The 18405-nt window shown below is 75.8% G+C and carries 18 protein-coding genes and 1 pseudogene; 6 read left to right on the top strand and 13 right to left on the bottom strand.

All coding sequences use genetic code 11. From position 1 onward, the window contains the following. The first annotated feature begins 37 nt into the window (after positions 1-37). The 3 genes from ACIP82_RS06900 (at position 38) to ACIP82_RS06890 (ending at position 2536) form a co-directional block, all read left to right on the top strand. A complete protein-coding gene (locus ACIP82_RS06900) occupies positions 38-364 on the top strand; it encodes a DUF4326 domain-containing protein (protein WP_363606250.1) in 327 nt (108 codons plus the stop codon). Positions 365-492: 128 nt separating this feature from the next. Further along, on the top strand, positions 493-1842 hold the full coding sequence (locus tag ACIP82_RS06895) for a PQQ-binding-like beta-propeller repeat protein (RefSeq protein WP_400651648.1): 1350 nt from the start codon (positions 493-495) through the stop codon (positions 1840-1842). Positions 1843-1900: 58 nt separating this feature from the next. Continuing rightward, positions 1901-2536 (top strand): uridine kinase, encoded by a 636-nt coding sequence (locus ACIP82_RS06890; protein WP_400651647.1) that lies wholly within the window; start codon positions 1901-1903, stop codon positions 2534-2536. On the opposite strand, the gene ACIP82_RS06885 is transcribed toward ACIP82_RS06890, so the two are convergent. From ACIP82_RS06885 to ACIP82_RS06840, 10 genes and pseudogenes are all read right to left on the bottom strand, one after another. After that, positions 2484-3350, bottom strand: coding sequence for a DNA-formamidopyrimidine glycosylase family protein (locus tag ACIP82_RS06885; protein WP_400651644.1), 867 nt, complete (start codon positions 3348-3350; stop codon positions 2484-2486). The genes ACIP82_RS06890 and ACIP82_RS06885 overlap by 53 nt on opposite strands. Positions 3351-3402: 52 nt before the next feature. Further along, positions 3403-3864: a universal stress protein gene (locus ACIP82_RS06880; protein ID WP_363606253.1), complete on the bottom strand. Its 462-nt coding sequence runs from the start codon at positions 3862-3864 to the stop codon at positions 3403-3405. Positions 3865-4042: 178 nt separating this feature from the next. Further along, positions 4043-5074, bottom strand: a complete 1032-nt coding sequence (locus ACIP82_RS06875; RefSeq protein WP_400651641.1) for a zinc metalloprotease — start codon at positions 5072-5074, stop codon at positions 4043-4045. Between the two features lie 293 nt (positions 5075-5367). Continuing rightward, on the bottom strand, positions 5368-6069 hold the full coding sequence (locus tag ACIP82_RS06870) for an AAA family ATPase (RefSeq protein ID WP_363606256.1): 702 nt from the start codon (positions 6067-6069) through the stop codon (positions 5368-5370). A gap of 180 nt (positions 6070-6249) precedes the next feature. After that, positions 6250-7359: a glycosyltransferase family 4 protein gene (locus ACIP82_RS06865; RefSeq protein WP_400651638.1), complete on the bottom strand. Its 1110-nt coding sequence runs from the start codon at positions 7357-7359 to the stop codon at positions 6250-6252. Positions 7360-7365: 6 nt separating this feature from the next. Then, positions 7366-8337 (bottom strand): phytanoyl-CoA dioxygenase family protein, encoded by a 972-nt coding sequence (locus ACIP82_RS06860; protein WP_363606260.1) that lies wholly within the window; start codon positions 8335-8337, stop codon positions 7366-7368. Positions 8338-8452: 115 nt separating this feature from the next. After that, a complete protein-coding gene (locus tag ACIP82_RS06855) occupies positions 8453-9187 on the bottom strand; it encodes a class I SAM-dependent DNA methyltransferase (protein ID WP_400651635.1) in 735 nt (244 codons plus the stop codon). Positions 9188-9266: 79 nt separating this feature from the next. Then, positions 9267-10187: pseudogene (locus tag ACIP82_RS06850) on the bottom strand (YcaO-like family protein); the annotation flags it as partial. Positions 10188-10457: 270 nt separating this feature from the next. Further along, positions 10458-11552 carry an aKG-HExxH-type peptide beta-hydroxylase gene (locus ACIP82_RS06845; protein ID WP_400651632.1) on the bottom strand — a complete coding sequence of 365 codons (1095 nt, stop codon included), beginning with the start codon at positions 11550-11552 and terminating at the stop codon, positions 10458-10460. Between the two features lie 118 nt (positions 11553-11670). Beyond that, positions 11671-11826: a hypothetical protein gene (locus ACIP82_RS06840; protein ID WP_363606267.1), complete on the bottom strand. Its 156-nt coding sequence runs from the start codon at positions 11824-11826 to the stop codon at positions 11671-11673. A 293-nt stretch (positions 11827-12119) separates the two neighbouring features. Between ACIP82_RS06840 and ACIP82_RS06835 the strand changes: the two genes are divergently transcribed. Further along, the gene (locus tag ACIP82_RS06835; RefSeq protein WP_400651629.1) at positions 12120-13565 is read left to right on the top strand and encodes a N,N-dimethylformamidase beta subunit family domain-containing protein; all 1446 of its coding nucleotides are present in this window, start codon (positions 12120-12122) and stop codon (positions 13563-13565) included. Positions 13566-13647: 82 nt separating this feature from the next. On the opposite strand, the gene ACIP82_RS06830 is transcribed toward ACIP82_RS06835, so the two are convergent. Next, positions 13648-14604, bottom strand: a complete 957-nt coding sequence (locus ACIP82_RS06830; protein ID WP_363606270.1) for an LLM class F420-dependent oxidoreductase — start codon at positions 14602-14604, stop codon at positions 13648-13650. A 162-nt stretch (positions 14605-14766) separates the two neighbouring features. On the opposite strand from ACIP82_RS06830, the gene ACIP82_RS06825 reads away from it, so the two are divergent. After that, positions 14767-15120, top strand: a complete 354-nt coding sequence (locus ACIP82_RS06825; protein WP_363606272.1) for a DUF6401 family natural product biosynthesis protein — start codon at positions 14767-14769, stop codon at positions 15118-15120. A 21-nt stretch (positions 15121-15141) separates the two neighbouring features. Here the strand turns inward: ACIP82_RS06825 and ACIP82_RS06820 are convergent, their stop codons facing one another. Further along, positions 15142-15951, bottom strand: coding sequence for a mechanosensitive ion channel family protein (locus ACIP82_RS06820; protein ID WP_363606273.1), 810 nt, complete (start codon positions 15949-15951; stop codon positions 15142-15144). Positions 15952-16145: 194 nt separating this feature from the next. Between ACIP82_RS06820 and ACIP82_RS06815 the strand changes: the two genes are divergently transcribed. Continuing rightward, positions 16146-16940 carry an alpha/beta hydrolase gene (locus tag ACIP82_RS06815; protein WP_400651625.1) on the top strand — a complete coding sequence of 265 codons (795 nt, stop codon included), beginning with the start codon at positions 16146-16148 and terminating at the stop codon, positions 16938-16940. 159 nt (positions 16941-17099) lie between these two features. Here ACIP82_RS06815 and ACIP82_RS06810 read toward each other — a convergent pair whose 3' ends face one another. Next, on the bottom strand, positions 17100-18359 hold the full coding sequence (locus ACIP82_RS06810; RefSeq protein ID WP_400651622.1) for a serine hydrolase domain-containing protein: 1260 nt from the start codon (positions 18357-18359) through the stop codon (positions 17100-17102). Between the last annotated feature and the right edge of the window lie 46 nt (positions 18360-18405).

The raw sequence follows: 18405 nt of genomic DNA, 5'->3' as shown, positions 1-18405 counted from the left end.
TCGGGCCGCCCCGCCGTCGGCGGGCCATCATGACAGCATGCCGACCTCCCCCGGTCCCACCACCGTGGTCAACCTCAAGGGCCACCGGGACGACCCGGACTTCGCCGATGTCCTGTACGTCGGCCGCCCGATGCACCGCGGCGGCTGGCACCTGCCCGGTTCCCCGCTCTACTGCCCCTACCGCCCCGGCCCGGACTGCACCCGGGAGGAGATGACCGCCCGGTACCGCGCCTATCTGCTGGCCCGCCCCGACCTGCTGGCGCTCGTCCCCGCCCTGCGTGGCCACCGCCTCGGCTGCTGGTGCGTCCCGTTGCCCTGCCACGCCCAGGTCCTCGCCGACCTCGCCGACCACGGCCCCGGCTGACCGCCCGGCCCGGGGCTTGTCCGAGCACACCGCGACCGGTCTCCCCGGGGGCGGCCCCGCCCGCTTCGGTATTGTCCGTCGGACAGGGCGGCGCGACGGCCGCTCCCGGGGGGAAGCGGGTATCAGGCATGCAGTCGGCAGCGTCCGAGCGTTCCGCCACGCAGGCGTCCGACCCGGCCGAGGACGCGTCCGGCGCGTCCTGGCAGTGGGACGAGGAGGCGGACGACCGGGCCGCCGCGCCCGCGGACGTGGTCGGCGGCGGCGCCGGGCCCGACGGCGACGGGCCCCGGCCGAGCCGGCGGCGGCTGCTGGCGGGGGCCGGCGTGCTGGCGGCGGGCGCCGCGCTCTGGGCGGTCTCCCGCCCGTCCGGCGGCGGACCGGCACCCGGGCCGCCCAGGCCGCTGCCCACCCGGATCGCCGGGCCGGAGCCGCTCTGGACGTACCGCGGCCCGGCGGCGATGACGCCCGAGCGGCTGGCCGACCACCCGGACCGGCCGCTCTTCCTCTCCCGGACCGGGCTCCAGGTGCTCGACCCCGCCGACGGCTCCCCGCTGCGCGGCCTCGTCTTCGAGACGCCCGGCAAGGACCGGCCGGGCGACCTCGGCACACCGGCCGACCGGGTGGTGCTCGGCGCCGACCGGATGTTCACCGTCTCGTACGGCCACATCGACGGCCGTCACCTCACGGACGCGGCCGCCGACTGGAGCCTGCCGCTGCCCGACCACCTCGACGGCAGCATCACGCTCTACGGCAGCGACGGCGCCACGCTGTACGGCAAGGTCTCCGCCCGGCCGGCCGGGGGCGCCCTGGGGGGCGACACCCTGTTCGCCGTGCGGATCGCGGACCGCACGGTGCTCTGGTCCCGTCCGGTGGCGCCCGCCGAACAGCTGTTCACGCCCGTCACCGCGGCCGGCGGCCGGCTCCCGGCCTGCGACACCACGGCGGGCCGCACCGCACTGGTGGTCCGCGGCGCCGCCGACGGCGAGCGCGCCTGGTCGGCGGCGGCCGACGAGAACCTGCGCTGGTGCGCCGCCGACCAGGAGAACCTCTACCTCCCCGACGGCCCGGCCGGCCTGCGGGCGCTGCGGCTCGCCGACGGCTCCGCCCGCTGGGAGACCGCCGCCGACCCGGCCGGGGAGCTGCGCTCGCTGTCCCCGGTGACCGACGGCACCCGCGTCTACCTCCCCCGCGACAACGGCCTGGTCACCGCGTACGACGCCGCCACCGGTGCCGAGCTCTGGTCCCGCCGCCTCCCGTTCCGGCTGGACCGCCGCAGCCACCCGCTGCCGGCCGGTGGCGTCCTCTTCGTCCCCGGCCCGGCCGCCGCCGGTGTCTGCGCCCTCGACGCCGCCACCGGCACCGAACTGTGGACGTTCCGCGACTCCGGTCCCGGCGTCGACGTCTGGTCCCTCGCCGCGGACCGGACCCGGCTCTACGCGGGCCACGACGACATCCTGTACGCCCTCCCGCTCACCTGAGCCCGCCCTGCCCCACCCGAACCCCCCACCTCCCGGCACACCGAGGCAGGATGGCCCGATGCAGGTACGACCGATCTCGCCCGAACGGCTGGCCGACCTCCTCGCCGACCGTGTGACCGCCCTGCCCGGCTCCGGGCAGCGGTGGCTGCGGGTGGCCGTGGACGGCGCCGCGGCGGCCCGCCCCGGTGCGCTCGCGGACGCCCTGGTGGAGCCGCTGCGCCTGCGCGGCCGGCCGGCCCTGCGGGTGTCGGCGGCGGACTTCCTGCGGCCGGCCTCGGTCCGGCTGGAGTACGGGCGGCACGACCCGGACGCCTTCCACGACCTCTGGCTGGACGACGGCGCCCTGACCCGCGAGGTACTGGACCCGCTGGAGCCCGGCGGCAGCGGCCGGGTGCTGCCCTCGCTGCGCGATCCGGCGACCGACCGTGCGACCCGCGCGCCGTACACCACCATGCCGCCCGGCGGGGTGCTGCTGCTGGACGGCCCGCTGCTGCTCGGCCGGTGGCTGCCCCTGGAGCTCACCGTCCATCTCGCGCTCACACCCGCCGCGCTCGCCCGCCGCACCCCGCCCGACGAGCAGTGGACACTGCCCGCCTTCGCCCGCTACGAGGCCGAGACCACTCCCGCCGAGACGGCCGACCTCACCGTCCGGGTGGACGACCCTCGGCACCCGGCCCTGGTCGAACGCCCCTGAGCAGCCGCCCGGCGGGCACCTCGGGCGCCGGGCCGCGCTGGCAGTACGGGCACCAGTAGGCCACCCGGTCGCGCGGCGGCTCGCCCTGACCCGCCGTCAGCACCGTCGTCCCGCAGCGCGGGCAGGGGCGGCCGGCCCGGCCGTACACCCAGTGCTGGTGGCCGCGCCGGGTGTCACCGGTGGTGATGTGGCCGGGGCGCAGCCTGTTGGCGTCGAGGAGCTGCCGGGCCCGCGCCACCAGCCGGTCGGGGCCGGGCAGTTCGCCGACCGCCGTCCACGGTGTCACGCCGGCGAGGAAGCAGAGCTCGTTGGCGTAGACGTTGCCGATCCCGGCCAGGTTGCGCTGGTCGAGGAGGGCCTCGGCGAGCGGGCGGCCGGGGTGGGCGAGGAGCCGGCGGACGGCCTCGGCCGGGTCCCAGTCGGGGCCCAGCAGGTCGGGCCCGAGGTGGCCGACGGCGCGTGGTTCGTCGGCGGTGCGGAGCAGCTCGACGACCGGCAGGCGGTAGCCGACGGCCGTGCCGTGCTCGGTGCCGAGGACGGCCCGGATCTGCCAGGCGGGCCCGCCGGCCCAGCGCTCGCCGGGCCGGTAGACCTCCCACCGGCCGTCCATCCGCAGATGGGTGTGGAGGGTGAGGCCGCCTTCGAGCCGGGTGAGCAGGTGCTTGCCGCGCGGGGCGACCTCCAGCACCCGCCGGCCGGCGAGCGCGGCGGTGGCGTGCGCGGGCACCCGCAGGTCGGCGGTGGTCAGCAGTTGCCCGGCGAGGAGCTCGTGCAGCCGGGCCGCCGCGCGGTAGACGGAGTCACCTTCTGGCATGTCTCCATCCTGCCCTGAGCGCGGCGGCCCGGCGTGGTTCCGCGGACCGTGGTCACCCGGCGGCGGCCACCTGCCCCTCGCGGACCACGACGACCGGGCAGGGGGCGTGCTCGGTGAGGTGCCGGCTGACGGAGCCGAGCAGCGCGCCGGAGAAGCCGCCGAGGCCCCGGCTGCCCACGACGACCAGCGCGGCACCGTCGGCCGCCTCCAGCAGGGCCTGTGCGGCGTTGCCGGGCACCACGGCCTCGGAGACGTGGACGGCGGGGTCGTCCCCGACGACCTTGGCGACCGTCTCGGAGAGCGTCTGCCCGGCCAGGTCCTGGGGGTTGAAGCCCTCCGCCGGGGGCACGCTGAGGCCGGCCCAGCCGTAGAACGCCGGGTACTCCCAGGCGGCCACCGCGTTGACGGTGCCGCCGGTCAGCCGTGCGTAGTCGATCGCCCACCGCAACGCCTGCTCCGAGGCGGGCGAGCCGTCCACGCCGACGACGATCCGGGGGTGCGCGCTGTTGGTCATGCCGCTGCTCCTTGCTCGACTACCTCGGCTTCAGCTGCCGTTTGCACCACAAACATAGATCGATACGGGCAAACGATCGCCAATTGCCACGCCGGAAGCCCCGAATACATTCGAACCCTGTGCCGCCCTGGGCCAACGCCGAAGAAGCACCGCCGCCGGCGCGCGCACCGACCGGCCGTCAGGCCCGGTAGACCGCCCAGGAACCGGCCATCCGGGCGGACTGGCCCGGGGTGAACTGCGTCATGCAGGAGTCGTAGGTGTAGTCCATGAAGTTGTGGACCGGGTCGAGGCCGACGGCGGGGCAGGTGTCCCGGCCCTCGGGGCACTGGTAGGCGGCGTTCGCCTCGGCCGGCGTGTCGTCGACGTAGTCGCCCGGGTCGCTGCAACCGCCCTGGAAGGTGTGGTAGAGCCCCAGCCAGTGGCCGATCTCGTGGGTCGCGGTGTAGCCCTGGTTGTAGTTGGCGGCCGCGCCACCGGGGAGGGACGCGTCGAGGATGACCACGCCGTCGTCGGTCGGGTTCAGCAGGTACTGGCTCGGGAACGTCGCCCAGCCGAGCAGTGACTGGCCGAGGCTGGCGGTGTAGAGGTTGAGGGCGCCGGCGCCGCCCCTGCGCAGCGCGCTCTTCATCGCCTTCTCCGCCGGGGAGCCCGGGGTCATGCCGCTGTACCAGGCGGCGTTGTCGGTGTAGTCGGTGTCGGCCAGCCGGAACTGGAACGGGCTGGCCGTGTTGCCCGCGCCCTGGCCGCCGTAGGTGGCGTTGAGGACGGCGAGCTGGTTGGCGATGTCCGCCGGGCCGAGCCGGCCGGTCGCCCCGGAGTGGATGACGTGCAGGTACACCGGGATGGTGGTGACGCCGCCCGGCCCGCCGGGGACGGGCGGCATGCCGCCCTGGCCCACAGCGGCCAGGGCGGCCCGGATGGTCAGGTCCGTCTCCATCGCCCTGGCCTGGACCTCGGTGACGGCGTTCGGCTCCTGGCTGTCCGGGCCGCCGGCGGGCTTGCGGGCCCCGGCGCCCTGGCCACTCCGGCCGTCCTGGCTGCCCTGGCTGGGCCGGCCGTCGGCGTCGGCGCACCGGGGCGAAGCCGCGTGCCGGGCGGCGGGGAACGCCGCGGGGGCGGCGAACTGGGTCAGCCCGAGGGCGGCGACAAGGGCGGCGGCGCTGAGGAATCTGCGGGGAACACGCGAGGGGACGCGGGCAGAACGACGCATCTGCGCTCCTGAGGGGGAGTTGTCACGGTGGCGGCCACCGGCGGCCGCCCGGCCAGGGCTGCGCAGGGCCGCCCGGACGCGCCGGACCCGCTCGGGCCGGGCACTCTGACGCCCCGTCGGACGCCGCCCGGAAGCCCGATCGGCCCACCCGGCCCGCCCGGAACGGCGGATGCCTTGGCGCTCGATCCCCTACCGCCCCCGTGCCGTCCGACAGTTGACGCACCGTCCCGTCCGACCGGCCGGGGAGCCGGGGAGGACGATCCGGGTCGGCGGCCCGCACCGCCTCGCCGAGACTACGACGCCACGAAGACGATCTCCCGCAGGGCGCGCGCACCGGCCCGGTCGAGTAGCACGGCCGACGCACAGCCGGCCGGCGGCCGTCCGGTGCCCGCCAGCCGCCGGCGCAGCCGTCGCGCGGCCTCCCGGTGCCGGGCGAAGGCGTACGCGGAGACCGCCTGCCCCCGGGTGTGCTGGCCGTCCCGGGCCTCACCGGCACTGGCGTCCAGCAGCACCAGGTGCACCCGCCGGCCCTGGCGGGCGGCGGCCCGGGTGAGCCAGAGCCGCACCCAGGGCAGCGCCCCGCAGTCGTGCACCGCGAGCGGGCCGCCGGCCAGCACCGCGCGCCGCAGCCGCCGGTAGTGCTCGATCCGCACCAGCGGGCGGTAGACGAAGTAGGGCAGCCAGCCGGGCGCCCGGGCGGCGTACTCCTCCCGGACCTGCTGGGAGTCGACCAGCCGGGCTCGTACGCAACGGCGCATCAGTGTGCTCTTCCCGCTGCCGGGCAGCCCCGAGACGACCAGCAGGCCGTCGGCGGGGTAGCGCAGCGCCGTCGGCCGGCGGCCCTCGCACCCCTGCCGCAGGTCGTGCAGGCCGCGCGGGCGCAGCGCCGGTTCCGCCGGCCCGGCCACGGCACGGTGCGCGGCTCTCGGCGCGGGCACGCGCTGCGCCGGTGCCCCCACCGCCGACGGCTCCGCCCCGGACACCTTCGTCTCCACCACCGGCTCTCCCCCTGTCCCCCGGCCTGTCTCCCCGGCCTGTCCTCCCCGGTCGGGCCTCTCGGTGAAGCCTTCCCTTCCCAAGAGAGAGTAAAGACTAGGCCATGGCGACGGGGGCGCCGTCGAGCGGCGTGACACCGTTTCACCCGCCCGTCCGGGCCGGGGCGCGGAGCGGACGGTTCAGTGCAGACCGGCGAGGACGTCGGCGGCGCGGTGGCGCCAGGTGTACCGGTCGAGGACCTGCCGGCGGCCCTCGTCCCCGAGGGCCCGGCGCAGCGCCGGGTCGGCGAGGAGCTCGGTGATCGCGGCCACCCAGGCGGCCGGGTCGTCGGGCGGGCGGAGCAGGCAGTTGACCCGGTCCTGGAGGATCTCGTGCAGGACGGGGAGGTCGGAGGCGACGATGGCGCGGCCGTGGGCCAGGTACTCGAACAGCTTCAGCGGGGAGGCCCACCGGCTGGTCTCCCCGAGCCCTCCGGCGGCGTAGACCTTCTTCTGGTACGGCGCCAGGACGACGTCGAAGAGCGGGACGTAGGCACGGACCGCACCGGGCGGGCGGTGGCCGTGGAAGTACACGTTGGGGAGCCGGCCGGGCTCCTCCCAGCGGGCCCGGTCCTCGGGGGTGCCGCCGACCAGGTGGAAGTCGAGCCCGGGGAGCCGTCCGGCGAGATCGAGGATCAGGTCGATGCCGCGCCCGGCGTAGAGGTGCCCGACGTAGCCGATCCTGGGCACACCCGGGCGCCCGGGCAGCCGCGGCGGTGCCGGGTACGAGCCGGGCGGGTCGGCGCAGTCGGGGGCGACGAGGACCGGAGGGGTTCCCGGGCCGCCGTGGGCCTGCCGGAAGTCGCGGGCGAGGGCGTGGGTGATCACCACGACCCGCGCGAGGGAGGGCCGGGCGAGCAGTTCGCGCTCCGCCCGGCGGATGTCGGGGTCGTCCCAGAGCAGGTGCGTCTCGTACACGAGCGGCGCGAGGTCCGGCGCGAGGGCGAGGCTGTAGGCGTCGCGGCCGTAGATCAGGTCGGGGGCGGCGCCGTCGGTCAGCAACTCGCTCACCCGCGCGGCGCGTTCCCGGTAGCCGGCGGCGCCGGTGTCGGGGGCGGGCACGGACCGGACGGGGAAGCGGTGCCTGGTCCCGTAGTAGGCGTGCGGGTCGTCGGCCGGGTACGAGCCGGGCAGCGCGTACAGGGTGACGTCGTGTCCGGCCTCGGTGAACGCGTCGCACATCCGCATGACGTGGATGCCGTTGGCGTAGACGGAGGGGATGCTGCCGCTGTGCAGGTAGGCGATGCGCATGCCGGCCTACGCCTGGGCCGGGGACGGGGGCGGCGTCCGCGTGTTCTCGTAGGCGGGTGGTCTCCGCAGGGCCGCCCGCAGGAGGTGCCGGCCGTAGGCGGCGGTGGCCCGCGAGCGCAGGGAGGCGAGCGCCGGCAGCGGCCCGTCGAGCAGCCGCGGGTCGTGGTACGGGATCCAGCCGCCGCCCTGCCGGCTGAAGCGCGGGGCGCCGACGCTGATCCGCTTGGTGAGCACGTACCGGGTCTCGTCGGTGGTGTTGGTCTCGGAGCTGTGGACGTGGTCGCCGGCGAACACCAGGATGTCGCCGGGATCGAGGGTGACCCGCACGGGGGTGCCGAGGTCCTGGCCGGGGGCGACGCGGAAGCCCTCCCGGCGGACCGGTTCCCGGTAGAGGTGCGGGTAGATGAGCAGACCGTTGCCGGGGCGGACCCGGCCCAGCGCGATCCACAGGTTGACGGAGTTGACGGGCGTGTTGAACCACGAGTCGATGTGCGGGGAGTGCGGCACCATGAAGCCCGCGAGCGGGTCGAGTTCGGCGCGGCCGGCCACGGCGGCGTGCGGCAGCATGATCCGGACGCCGAGGTGGTGGCTCAGGTAGACCCGGGGGCCGCCCGGGGCCGCCCGCTCGGCGAAGGAGCGCACCGCCTCGGCCGCGACGGGCCGCAGCAGCGTCTCCAGCCGGGTACGGAAGGCGGTCGCCTGCTCGACGGTCGCGGCGGTGTGCAGCGCTTCGACACCGAGGCGCCCGACGGTGGCGGCGGCGTCGGGCGGAAGGGTCCCGGCGGCGGCGTGACCGGTGGCGCGGAGCAGCGGTTCCAGCGCGTCCAGGTGGTGCAGGCCGCGCCTGACCACCACGAGCCGGCCGTCGTCGACCACCTGGCGCAGCGGTACGCCGAGGCCGCCCGGGCCGGGGCGCGGCTCCAGGATCTCGTGCCGGCCGGTGGCCGCGGCACCGGGTTCTCGGGCGGGTGCGGACATGGGAACCTCCCGTTCGTCGACGGCGGTTGGTCGCGGGGGCCGCCCCGGGCGTCTCCGCTGCCGGTGGTCTCCCGCGGGTGCTTCGGTGCTCTCCTGCCGGGGGGCGGACCGCGGGTCAGGCGGTCCGTTCGTAGACGGACACGTGGTAGGAGCTGTCGGAGGTGTAGGCGCCGCCCTTCCAGTCGCCGAAGCGGTCCCGCAGGCGCAGCCCCGCCATCCCGGCCATCAGGTCGAGTTCGCCGGCATGGGCGTAGCGGAAGGAGACCGGGACGTGGTGCACGCCGTCGCCGTCGACGATCAGGTAGTCCGAGGTGTACTGCTGCGCGGCGCGGTCGACGCGGCGGGTGCGGACCGTCACCCCGCCCGGGATCGGGAGGGTGGCCACCGCGGCGCCCGGGTCGGCGAGCGCCTCGGGGACGTGGGCGTCGAGGACGAACAGCCCGCCGGGACGCAGCCGGTCGGCGGCGTTGGCGAAGCAGCGGACCTGGGCGTGCTGGGTGGGCAGTTCGAAGAACGTCCCGTTGACCACGTACACGAGGGCGAAGGTGCCGTCGACCGGGACGTGGCTGAAGTCCCCGGCGGTGACGGGGACGGACCGGCCACCCGGTTTGGCGCGGAGCCGGTCGGTCATCTCGGGTGCGCCCTCGATGCCGTGGACCTCCAGGCCCCGCGCGGCCAGTGGCAGGGCGATCCGGCCGGTGCCGGAGCCCAGTTCGAGGAGCGGCCCGCCGCCGGCGGCCCCGGCGAGACCGGCGAGCAGGTCGACGGTGCTGTCGGTGACGTACGAGGGGAACCAGTCGTCGTAGCGGGCGGCGAACGCGGTGGCGTAGTACGGGTCCTGGTCGGCCATGGCGGACGGTCCTTTTCGTGGCGGCGGGCACGGTGCGGGCGGGGTGCGGGCGGCGGGCGGAGTGCGGGCGGCGGGCCCGTCAGCCGAAGGGATGCGGCCGGCCGGGCCGTCCCGGTCCGGCGGCTCCGGCCGGGCCGCCCGGCAGCGGGAGGGCGCCCGGGGCCACGGCCCGCACCACCCGCAGCCCGGCCTCGGTGCCCTGCGGCGACGGGGTCGGTACGGCGATCACGTCCGCGCCGGTGTGCGCGGCCAGCAGTGGGCCCGGACCGGCGTGGTACCCCACCGGGGCCTGCGGACCGGCGTGGCCGTGGCGGGCTTCGGCGAGCCAGAGGGCCAGGCTGTCCTGCCGGTGGTAGGCCCAGAGCGCGTGTTCCAGCGCGGTGGCCGGCTCCGTGGCACCGGCCCACCGGGCCCAGGTCTCCCGCGCGACCGGGGTTTCCATGCTCCAGCGGACCATCAGGGCCTCGTAGGCCGCCTTCCCGGCCAGGGCCGGATACCGACCGGCCGGGCCGCAACGCGCCCCGAACGCCTGGCCGGTGCCGTCCGGGGCGTGGACGCAGACCACCACGCAGACGGCCCCGGCCGGAGCGGGCAGGAGGAAGGCCGTCGCCTCCAGACCGAGGAGGCCGAGCGACTCGCACAGCCCGGGGTCGGCCCGCCAGGGCACCACGACGGGGGGTTCGGTGTCGTCGCCGTACCAGCTGCGCCGGATCAGGTCGCGTTCCAGGATCTCCCAGAGGGCGTGGTCACGGGCCGTCGCCTCGTCCGGGTGCGCCGCCACCCCGGTGGATCCGGCGCTGATCCCCGCCCGGCAGCCGGGCGGGGGCCGGTGGCGCAGGTACACCGCTCCGGCGGGCACCAGGACGTCTCCCCCGTCCGTCAGCGACCGGCCGACCGCCCAGAGCAGGGCCGCGTCCCGCACGTCGCCGTCGGCTCCCCGGGCGCCGTGGACCAGCAGCGCAGGATCGACGGCCGGCCGGCCGGCGCGGTGCAGCCGCCGGTACGTGGCCCGCCCCGGGCCCGGCCTCCGCCTCCCGCCCGGCCACGATGTTGCCCATCCGCTCGATCAGTTCGCCCCTGGCCCGGACGGCGGTGTCCTGCGCGTCCTGCCCGGCCGCACTGCCGACGACGACCTCGTCACCGCCCGCACGGACGCCGGTGAACAGCGCCGACCGGGCCGCCGCGCGGGCGAACACGACGGCCGGCGCACCGGCGAACGGCCGGAACGCCTGGGCCTCCCACGGCCGGGCCGGCGCCCCTGCGGAGCCGCTCACGCCGACGCCTCCGCGCCGGCCCGGGCCAGCACCCGGCGGCCCTCGTCGGTGAGCGCGGCCCGGTGCGCCTCCAGCGTCGTGGCGGCCTGTCCGACGTCCTCGCGGTGCCGCGCGTACCTGGTGCGCAGCAACTCCTGGTCGAGGGCCGGTCCTGAGCGTCCGGTGAGGAGCCTGCGGTAGAACGACGCGCTGCGGGACAGGACCACCATCTGGTGGAACAGCCCACCGAGGGGGCGCCGGTCGGCGCGCAGCGGTGTCGCCACCAGGGCGCCCTGTTCGGCCGTGCGGTGCCAGAGCGGTGTCGAGATCAGCGCCGCGTTGCAGCGCTGGTGGGTGCCCTCGTGCAGCAGGGCCTCCGCCAGGCGCAGCGGGGCGGGCAGGCCGTCGGGTTCGTCCGTCAGGCGCTCCCGGCCGAGGAACACCGCGCCGTGCACGGTGAAGTCGGTGAACCCTTCGATGGCTTCGCCGGACAGCAGGGCGATCTGGCGCACGGTGTACGTCAGTTCGTCGAGCATGGCCGGCCAGACGGCGGCCAGGAGCCGGATCGCCTCGTCGGCGGTCGCGCGTTCGGTGTCCGTCCACGCGCGGACCTCGCTCGTCGCCGGTGCTGCTCCGTTGCGCGCTCCGGCGGCCGGGGCGGGCGGGGTGTCGGCGAGCGCGCGGGCGACCGAGCGGCTCAGGTGCGGCTGGGGCCCGGCGAGTTCGAGCCGCCACGGGCGGCCGCCGCAGTCCCGGCCGGGCACCGCGCGGGCGAGGGCCAGGGCCGTGTCGAGCCGGGCGGCGAGTTCGTCGTGGCGCTCCGGGGTGAGCGGACCGGAGCGCAGCGCGCGCTGCGCGGTGTGGGCGAGCTCGATCACGGCCGGGTGGCCGAGGTCGTCGGCCGTCAGGCCGGGGTGGCGCGCGGCGAGCGCGGGCGGATGGTGCGGCGGCGCCGCCGGACCGTCCGCTCCGGGAACGGGAACGGGAACGGGAACGGGGGCGGGGGCGGGGGCGGGGGCGGCCAGTGTGGCCCGGCGCAGCGCGCCGAGCGTCAGCCGGCAGACTCCCCGCTGGTCGCGCGCCGCCTCCGCCGCGTTCGGTTCGATGTCCACGTGCGCGCTCCTCTGTGCCGCCGCCGGTGGGCGATCCGCCGGGCGAGGCCGGTCAACGATGGATCAGAAGTGGCACGCGGCGGACCGAATGGCCGCCGCGTGCGTCACGCGGGGGTGGTCACTCGCCCGGAAGGTCGATCAGCAGCGGAAGCTCCGGCAGTTCCTCCGACGTGACGGGCTCGATGTCCTCGTACATGATCCGACTCCCTTCGAACCACCGGATCCCGCCCGGATGACGGGCCCTCGGCGCGCATTCATCATCCTCAGTGATCATGCGGCTTCCAAGAGTGACGATCCGCTTCCGGTGGGAACCGGCCGACCCGTGGGCAACGGGTTTGAACCGGGCCGGTGCCGGTGGAACCACGCGCACGGGCTGGCCGGTAGGGCACCGCACGGACCGGAACGACGGCGTCCGGTGGCGGCGCTTCCACCCCGGGAGAGCCGGACAACGTCCGAATCCGCGCGTGCCTCCGCACACCGGGACCGTCCAGAATCTGATCCGTGACGACCACGCGCCCCGCCCCACCGACGCCGGAGCGGCCACAACCCGGCCGCCTGGAAAGCCCCTTGCCCGATGCGCGGAGCGACGGCGCCCACCCCGCCGACGACGCCCACCCCCTCGTCGACGGCTACCCCGCGAGCCCCAGCGTGCGGGCCGGAGGCGTCCTGCGGCTGCACCTCTCGACCCGGGCGGACCGCTTCCGCGCCGACTTCTTCCGCTGCGGCGCCGAGGTCCGCCACATGGGCGGCACCGGCGGGCCCGGCCGGTACGCGCCCGCCGGCCGCTACGACCAGGACTGGCACTGGCCCGGCCATGACTTCACCGTCCCCGCGCACTGGCCCTCGGGCGTGTACATCGCCGTCCTGCGGCCCCACGCGTCCGGCCCGCCGGACCTCCCGGAGCCCGGCGCCGGCGCGGAGCACCTGGACGCCCGGCACTCGCGCCTGCTGTTCGTGGTGACACCGGCCGGGCCCACGAAGGCGCGGGTGCTGTACAAGGTGCCGGTCCTCACCTACCACGCGTACAACCAGAGCGGCGGCGGAAGCCTCTACGGATCGCTGCGCACCGACGATCCGCCGCCCGGCTCGGACACCCCGGTCACCCAGGCCGTCACCCTGCGCCGCCCCGGCGGCGGCATCGGCGGCCCGGTCAAGGGCTACCCCGACGCCCACGACCCGCGCACCCCCCGGCAGACCTTCGCCCACTGGGACGCCCCGTTCGTCGCCTGGCTGGAGCGCGGCGGTTTCACCGCCGACTACTGCACGGACCTCGACCTCCACCAGGACCCGCACCGCGCCGACGGATACCGCCTGCTGCTCTCGGCGGGACACGACGAGTACTGGAGCGCACCCGCCCGCCGCCACGTCACCGCCTTCCGCGACCGCGGCGGCAACCTCGCCGTCTTCGGCGCGAACACCTGCTGGTGGCGCGTCACGGTCTCGGCCGACGGCACGACCGTGCGCTGCGCGAAGCACCCGCCCGGCGCGGCCCCGGGCGTCGACGTCGACCGGCTGCGCGGTGCCCCCGGCCACTGGTGGGAGTCCGAACCCGAGAACACCCTGACGGGCGTCAGCTACCGCAACGGCGGCGGTCACTGGGAGGGCCCCCGGGCCCCGCTGGGCTTCACCGTCCAGCACACCGGCCACGAGCTCTTCGCGGGCACCGGACTGCGCGACGGCGACGTCCTCGGCGCCGAACACGCCCTCGTGGGGTACGAGTGCGACGGCGCCGCCCACCGCCGCGACGGCGCCGGGCGGGCGGTGGCGACCGGCGCGGACGGTACGCCGCCCGGCTTCACCATCCTGGGGGTGGCCGACCTCCCGGCCGATCCGGCCGCCGGCTGGCACACCGCCGTCCGGGAGGACGGCGGCCCCGGCCGGGCCGCGACCTTCGGCCTGTACACCAGCGGCGGTACGGTCTTCACCGCCGCCACCGTCGACTGGCCGCGGCTGCTCGCCCTCGACCCCCGGGTGCGCACCATCACCCACAACGTGGTCACCGCGCTGTCCTGAGCCCTGCCGCCCCCGCGCATCCCCGCACGTGCCGGTGCCGCCGGCACCCCGGGAACGGGCGTCGGCGGCACCGGCCGGGCGGTCAGCCCAGCTGCGGGGCGACCCGCGAGGCGATCAGCTCCAGGTGGTCGAGGTCGTCCAGGTCGAGGATCTGCAGGTAGATGCGCTGGGTGCCGTGGGCGGCGTAGCGGCCGATGGTCTCCGCCACCTCGTCGGGGGTGCCGGCCAGACCGTTGGCCTTCAGCTCGGCCACGTTCCGGCCGATCGCGTCGGCGCGGCGGGCGACCTCGGCGTCGTCGCGGCCGACGCAGGCCACCAGGGCGCTGGAGTACACCAGGTCGTCGGCCTCGCGCCCGGCCGCCTCGACGGCGGCCCGCACCCGGCCGAACTGGGCCGCGCTGGCCTCCGGCGAGACGAACGGCATGTTGAACTCGTCGGCGTAGCGGGCGGCCAGCGCCGGGGTGCGGGTCGGGCCCGTGCCGCCGATCAGGACCGGGATCTTCTCCTGGGCGGGCTTGGGCAGCGCGGGCGAGTCGGTCAGCGTGTAGTACTGGCCGGCGAAGTCGAAGGTGTCCCCGACCTTGGTGTTCCACAGCCCGGTGATGATGGCCAGCTGCTCGTCCAGCCGCCCGAACCTCTCCTTCGGGAACGGGATGCCGTAGGCGGCGTGCTCCTCGGCGAACCACCCGGCGCCGAGGCCGAACTCGACCCGGCCGCCGCTCATGGCGTCGACCTGGGCGACCTGGATGGCGAGCACACCGGGCAGCCGGAAGGTGGCGGCGGTCATCAGGGTGCCGAGGCGGATGGTGCTGGTCTCCCGGGCGAGGCCGGCCAGGGTGATCCAGGCGTCGGTCGGCCCGGGCAGGCCGGCCCGGATGGCGGCGGCCGGGTCGCCCTCCGGGGCGGAGCCCATCCGCAGGTAGTGGTCGGAGCGGAAGAAGGCGCTGAAGGCCCCGAGTTCCTCGGCGGTCCGCGCCACCCGCAGGAGGGTGCCGTAGTCGGCGCCCTGCTGGGGTTCGGTGAAGATTCGAAGATCCATGCGGCCCATTCTGGTATAGACCGCCCCATGATCCCCGGCGATTCGCCAATCGTCCCGGACGTCGGCCGGGCGAACGGCGGGCGTCCTGAGGGTGGCCAAGGTCTCAGCCCGGAAGCGCCCCCGGCCGCCTTTTCCACGCCGGGGCTCGCCTACGGTGGACGGATGTTCGCCACTCCCGACGAGTCCCGCAGGGGCTCCCCCGACCAGCCGGCCGGCTGTCCGCTGCCCGGGATCGTCGCCGCCTTCACACCGCGGCTGGCCGAGTTCGCGTTCGAGCCCGGCTTCGTCGCCGTGGTCGACCAGCACGCCGCCGAGCTGCGCGAACTGCTGTACGCGCAGGGGCCGGAGCTGCTGCCCCGGCCCCTGGACCGTGAGGAACTGTCGGACTACGCGCTGGGCTTCCTGGACGCGCTCGCCGAGATCGGCTGGCGCGAGCCGGTGGGGTACGACTACGCGGTGCACCGGCTGACGGCGATCTGCTGGCTGGTCCGCGAACAGGGGCTGCTCACGCCCTGACTCCGGGAGCCGCCGGGTGTCCTACCGCGGCTGCCCACCCGGCCGGCCGGGGTCGATGCCCGGGGCCGGCGGGGTGGTCGGGGTGGTCGGGCGGACCGGCTGGTTGGTCAGCGCGTCCGAACGGCCGGCCTGGTAGGCGCTGCCGCGCAGGTTGGCGCTCTCCCGCTCGGCGTGGTCCAGCCAGCGCTCCCAGCGCTGGCGCATCGGGATGATCAGACCGCCGCCGACGCCGACCACCAGGATCCCGGCGATCGAGGCGAGCACCGCGATCAGCACCGGGCCGGTGATGGCGGTGGCGATGCCGGCCTGGCCCAGCGCGGCGATCACGCCGAGCACCACGATGAACGCCCAGGCGATGGTGGCCACCGTGCGCCCGTACGAGGCGCCGGCGAGCGCGTTGCCGACGATGTCGCGGACGGCGTTGGCGATGGCCATCGCGATCACCACGATCACCACGGCGACGATGCCCCTGGGCAGCCAGGAGACAATGCCGTGGATCATCACGCTGATCGGGTTGGGGCCGAAGACGCCGAAGGCCAGTTGCAGGGCCATCAGCAGGATCGCGTAGTAGACGATCTTGCAGATGATGCCGGTCATGTCGTACTTGGATCCGCTCAGGTACCGGGTCATCCCGGCCCGCGCGGCCACCCTCTCGGAACCGACCCGGCGCAGCACCCGGTCGAGGACCTTGGCGATCACCTTGGCGACGAACCAGCCGATGACCAGGATCGCCAGGAACGCGAGGAACTGCGGAATGAACTTGGCGACCTTGGACCAGGCTTCGGTGAAGCCGGACCCGAAGTCGACGGAGAGTGCGAGCTGCTGAGCCACGGGAGTCCTCCACTAGGCGACCCGACGCCCGGAACGGCGCGGGGTACACCCCCCACCCTTCGTGGATAGCAGGGTGCCCGGACCACCGCGCGCGGCGGCGGCCGGCACTGATCCCCCCGGGTGAACCCGTCATCCGGCAGGCGGCGCGTACAGTGGCGGTCCACGGGACGGACGGCGGGGCGGGACGGTACACGGTGAGCGGGCACGCGGTGGAACGTACGGGCGGCGCGGACGGCGCAGGTGGTGCGGCCGCCGCGGCCGGACACCGGGCGCTGGTCTGGCGGGTGCGGCCGGAGCGGCCGGCGGCGGCGGTGCTGGTGCTGCACGGCGGCGAGGAGCACAGCCTGGCCAGGCCCGGCCCGCTCAACCTGCCCGGTCTGCGGATGCACGGCTTCGTCCGGGCGGTGCGCCGGGAGACCGCCGGGGCGGGCGTGGCGATCGGTACGGTCCGCTACCGCCACCGGGGGTGGAACGGCGAGCGCGCCGACGCCGCCCGGGACACCCTGGCCGCGCTCGACGACCTCGCCGGGCAGCTGGGCCCGGTGCCCACGGTGCTGGTCGGCCACTCGATGGGCGGCCGCGCGGCGCTGCGCGCGGCGGGCCACCCGAACGTCACCGGGGTGGTCGCGCTGGCACCGTGGTGCCCGGCGGAGGACCCGTGCGAGCAACTGGCCGGCCGGGACGTCCTGATGCTGCACGGCGACCGCGACAAGGTGACCTCCCCGGCCGACACCCGCCGGTTCGCGGCCCGCGGCCGGACGGCCGGCGCCCGGGTCTGCGGCTACACCGTGGTCGGCAGCGGCCACGCCCTGCTCCAGCGGCTCGGCGACTGGCACCGCGCCACCGCCCGGCTGGCGTCCGGCCTCCTCGGCGTACACGACCTCCCCGCCGCCGCCACCGCCGCGTTCACCCTGCCCCCGGGCACCACCGACGCCCTCGGTGTCCCCCTCCCCTCCTATCCGCGCACCGCCCTCCCGACCGGCGCCTGAGGCCGTGGCCCCGGCACCTGACGGATGGTCAGTGACTCCACCCGGGACAGCCTCCGGGCCGCTGCTGCGGAATGCTGCCGCAGGCCGGGGCCGGAGACCTGGTGTCCGCGATCATCGCCGTACCTGAGATACACCCGGGACGTACCCGGACTGCGCGAATCAGCCCGTCCGGGCCGTGACCGGGCCGGTCGGAGCCGGTTTGCCGAACATGGTGCAGACCACCGCGTCCTTGAGCGCCTTGTCGGCCTCGACGAGCTTCGGGGCGGCCCCGAACTCGAACAGGACCTCCGTCGGGACGAGAACGGTGGCGGTGCGACTGCCGGTGCGGTCGGTGAAGTTGGTGCTGGAGTACCCGGTTATTCCCCCTTCGTGGGCCCAGATGGTGCCGCACGGGGTGGTACCCGTCCCGATGCCCAGCCCGGAGCCGGGCCCGTTCACCGGATTCTCCGGGTCCGTCGGGACGGTGGTCCGCATCTGTTCCAGCTGAGCGGCGGGCAGCAGCTTGCCGGACATCAGCGCGGTGTAGAAAGTGGACCAGTCCCGCGCGGTGGACACCACCGCCCCGGCGGCCCCGCCCCAGCTCGGGTCATTGCCGGAGACGTCCACATGGCCGTCGTGGCGCACCCCGGCGATCTCCCGGAACTCGGTGGGCACATCCGGCGGCATGTGGGCGGAGTCCGGTTCGTAGCCACGGACGTACCGCCCGTGCCAGCTGGAGTCGGTGGCGAGATAGGTGTGCCGCAGGCCCAGCGGCCGGGCGATCCGGTCACGGATCAGGTCGGCCGGGCTCGCCCCGGTGACCTGTTCCAGGACCGCGCCGACCGCGACGTAGTTGGTGTTGCTGTACGACCACTTCGCGCCCGGGGCGAACAGCGGCTCGTGCCGCACGCCCACGGCGAGCAGGTCCAGGGAGGTCCACCGCCGCGGGTCCTTGCCGAGGATCGAGTTCAGGACGGCACCGTCCTCGGTGTAGTCGAACAGGCCGCTGGTGTGGTTCAGCAGCATCCGCAAGGTGATCGCCCCGCCGTTCGGGACCTTGCCCGGCAGCCACTTCTCCACCGGGTCGTCCAGGGTGACCTTGCCCTCGGCGACCAGCTGCAGAACGAGCGTGGCCATCATGGTCTTGGTGTTGGACCCCATCCGGAACTCGTCCCCCACCTCCAGCCGGTGATCCCGCCCGGCCCAGGGAGCCTGCTCGACGATCTCGACGGGCCGGCCGCGGCCGTCGTCCACCCGCACGATCACGCCCGGCGCCCCGGCGGCCACCAACTCCCGCGCCAGCTGCTTCAAGTGGGCCCGCTGCGCGTCGGCCCGGGCCGACGCGGGCGCGGACGGCGTGGCCGGTGCCGCCGAGGCGGGCACCGCGATCGCGGACACCGCCAACCCCACGGCCGACGCCGTCACCACGGCGGACAGCATGCGCGAACGGCGTGACCACACCGCACGATCCGACGAAAAAACATAG

It is taken from the genome of Kitasatospora sp. NPDC088548 (assembly GCF_044753005.1).
GTDB lineage: Bacteria > Actinomycetota > Actinomycetes > Streptomycetales > Streptomycetaceae > Kitasatospora.
The sequence above is the reverse complement of the archived record's forward strand: the minus strand, read 5'-3'. Positions and strand labels throughout refer to the sequence as shown.

What these genes read in the sequence shown, in the direction of transcription:
- ACIP82_RS06900 (WP_363606250.1), top strand. Translation starts at nt 38, where the DNA reads ATGCCGACCTCCCCCGGTCCCACCACCGTGGTCAACCTCAAGGGCCAC.
- ACIP82_RS06895 (WP_400651648.1), top strand. Translation starts at nt 493, where the DNA reads ATGCAGTCGGCAGCGTCCGAGCGTTCCGCCACGCAGGCGTCCGACCCG.
- ACIP82_RS06890 (WP_400651647.1), top strand. Translation starts at nt 1,901, where the DNA reads ATGCAGGTACGACCGATCTCGCCCGAACGGCTGGCCGACCTCCTCGCC.
- ACIP82_RS06885 (WP_400651644.1), bottom strand. Translation starts at nt 3,350, where the DNA reads ATGCCAGAAGGTGACTCCGTCTACCGCGCGGCGGCCCGGCTGCACGAG.
- ACIP82_RS06880 (WP_363606253.1), bottom strand. Translation starts at nt 3,864, where the DNA reads ATGACCAACAGCGCGCACCCCCGGATCGTCGTCGGCGTGGACGGCTCG.
- ACIP82_RS06875 (WP_400651641.1), bottom strand. Translation starts at nt 5,074, where the DNA reads ATGCGTCGTTCTGCCCGCGTCCCCTCGCGTGTTCCCCGCAGATTCCTC.
- ACIP82_RS06865 (WP_400651638.1), bottom strand. Translation starts at nt 7,359, where the DNA reads ATGCGCATCGCCTACCTGCACAGCGGCAGCATCCCCTCCGTCTACGCC.
- ACIP82_RS06860 (WP_363606260.1), bottom strand. Translation starts at nt 8,337, where the DNA reads ATGTCCGCACCCGCCCGAGAACCCGGTGCCGCGGCCACCGGCCGGCAC.
- ACIP82_RS06855 (WP_400651635.1), bottom strand. Translation starts at nt 9,187, where the DNA reads ATGGCCGACCAGGACCCGTACTACGCCACCGCGTTCGCCGCCCGCTAC.
- ACIP82_RS06840 (WP_363606267.1), bottom strand. Translation starts at nt 11,826, where the DNA reads ATGATCACTGAGGATGATGAATGCGCGCCGAGGGCCCGTCATCCGGGC.
- ACIP82_RS06830 (WP_363606270.1), bottom strand. Translation starts at nt 14,604, where the DNA reads ATGGATCTTCGAATCTTCACCGAACCCCAGCAGGGCGCCGACTACGGC.
- ACIP82_RS06825 (WP_363606272.1), top strand. Translation starts at nt 14,767, where the DNA reads ATGTTCGCCACTCCCGACGAGTCCCGCAGGGGCTCCCCCGACCAGCCG.
- ACIP82_RS06810 (WP_400651622.1), bottom strand. Translation starts at nt 18,359, where the DNA reads ATGCTGTCCGCCGTGGTGACGGCGTCGGCCGTGGGGTTGGCGGTGTCC.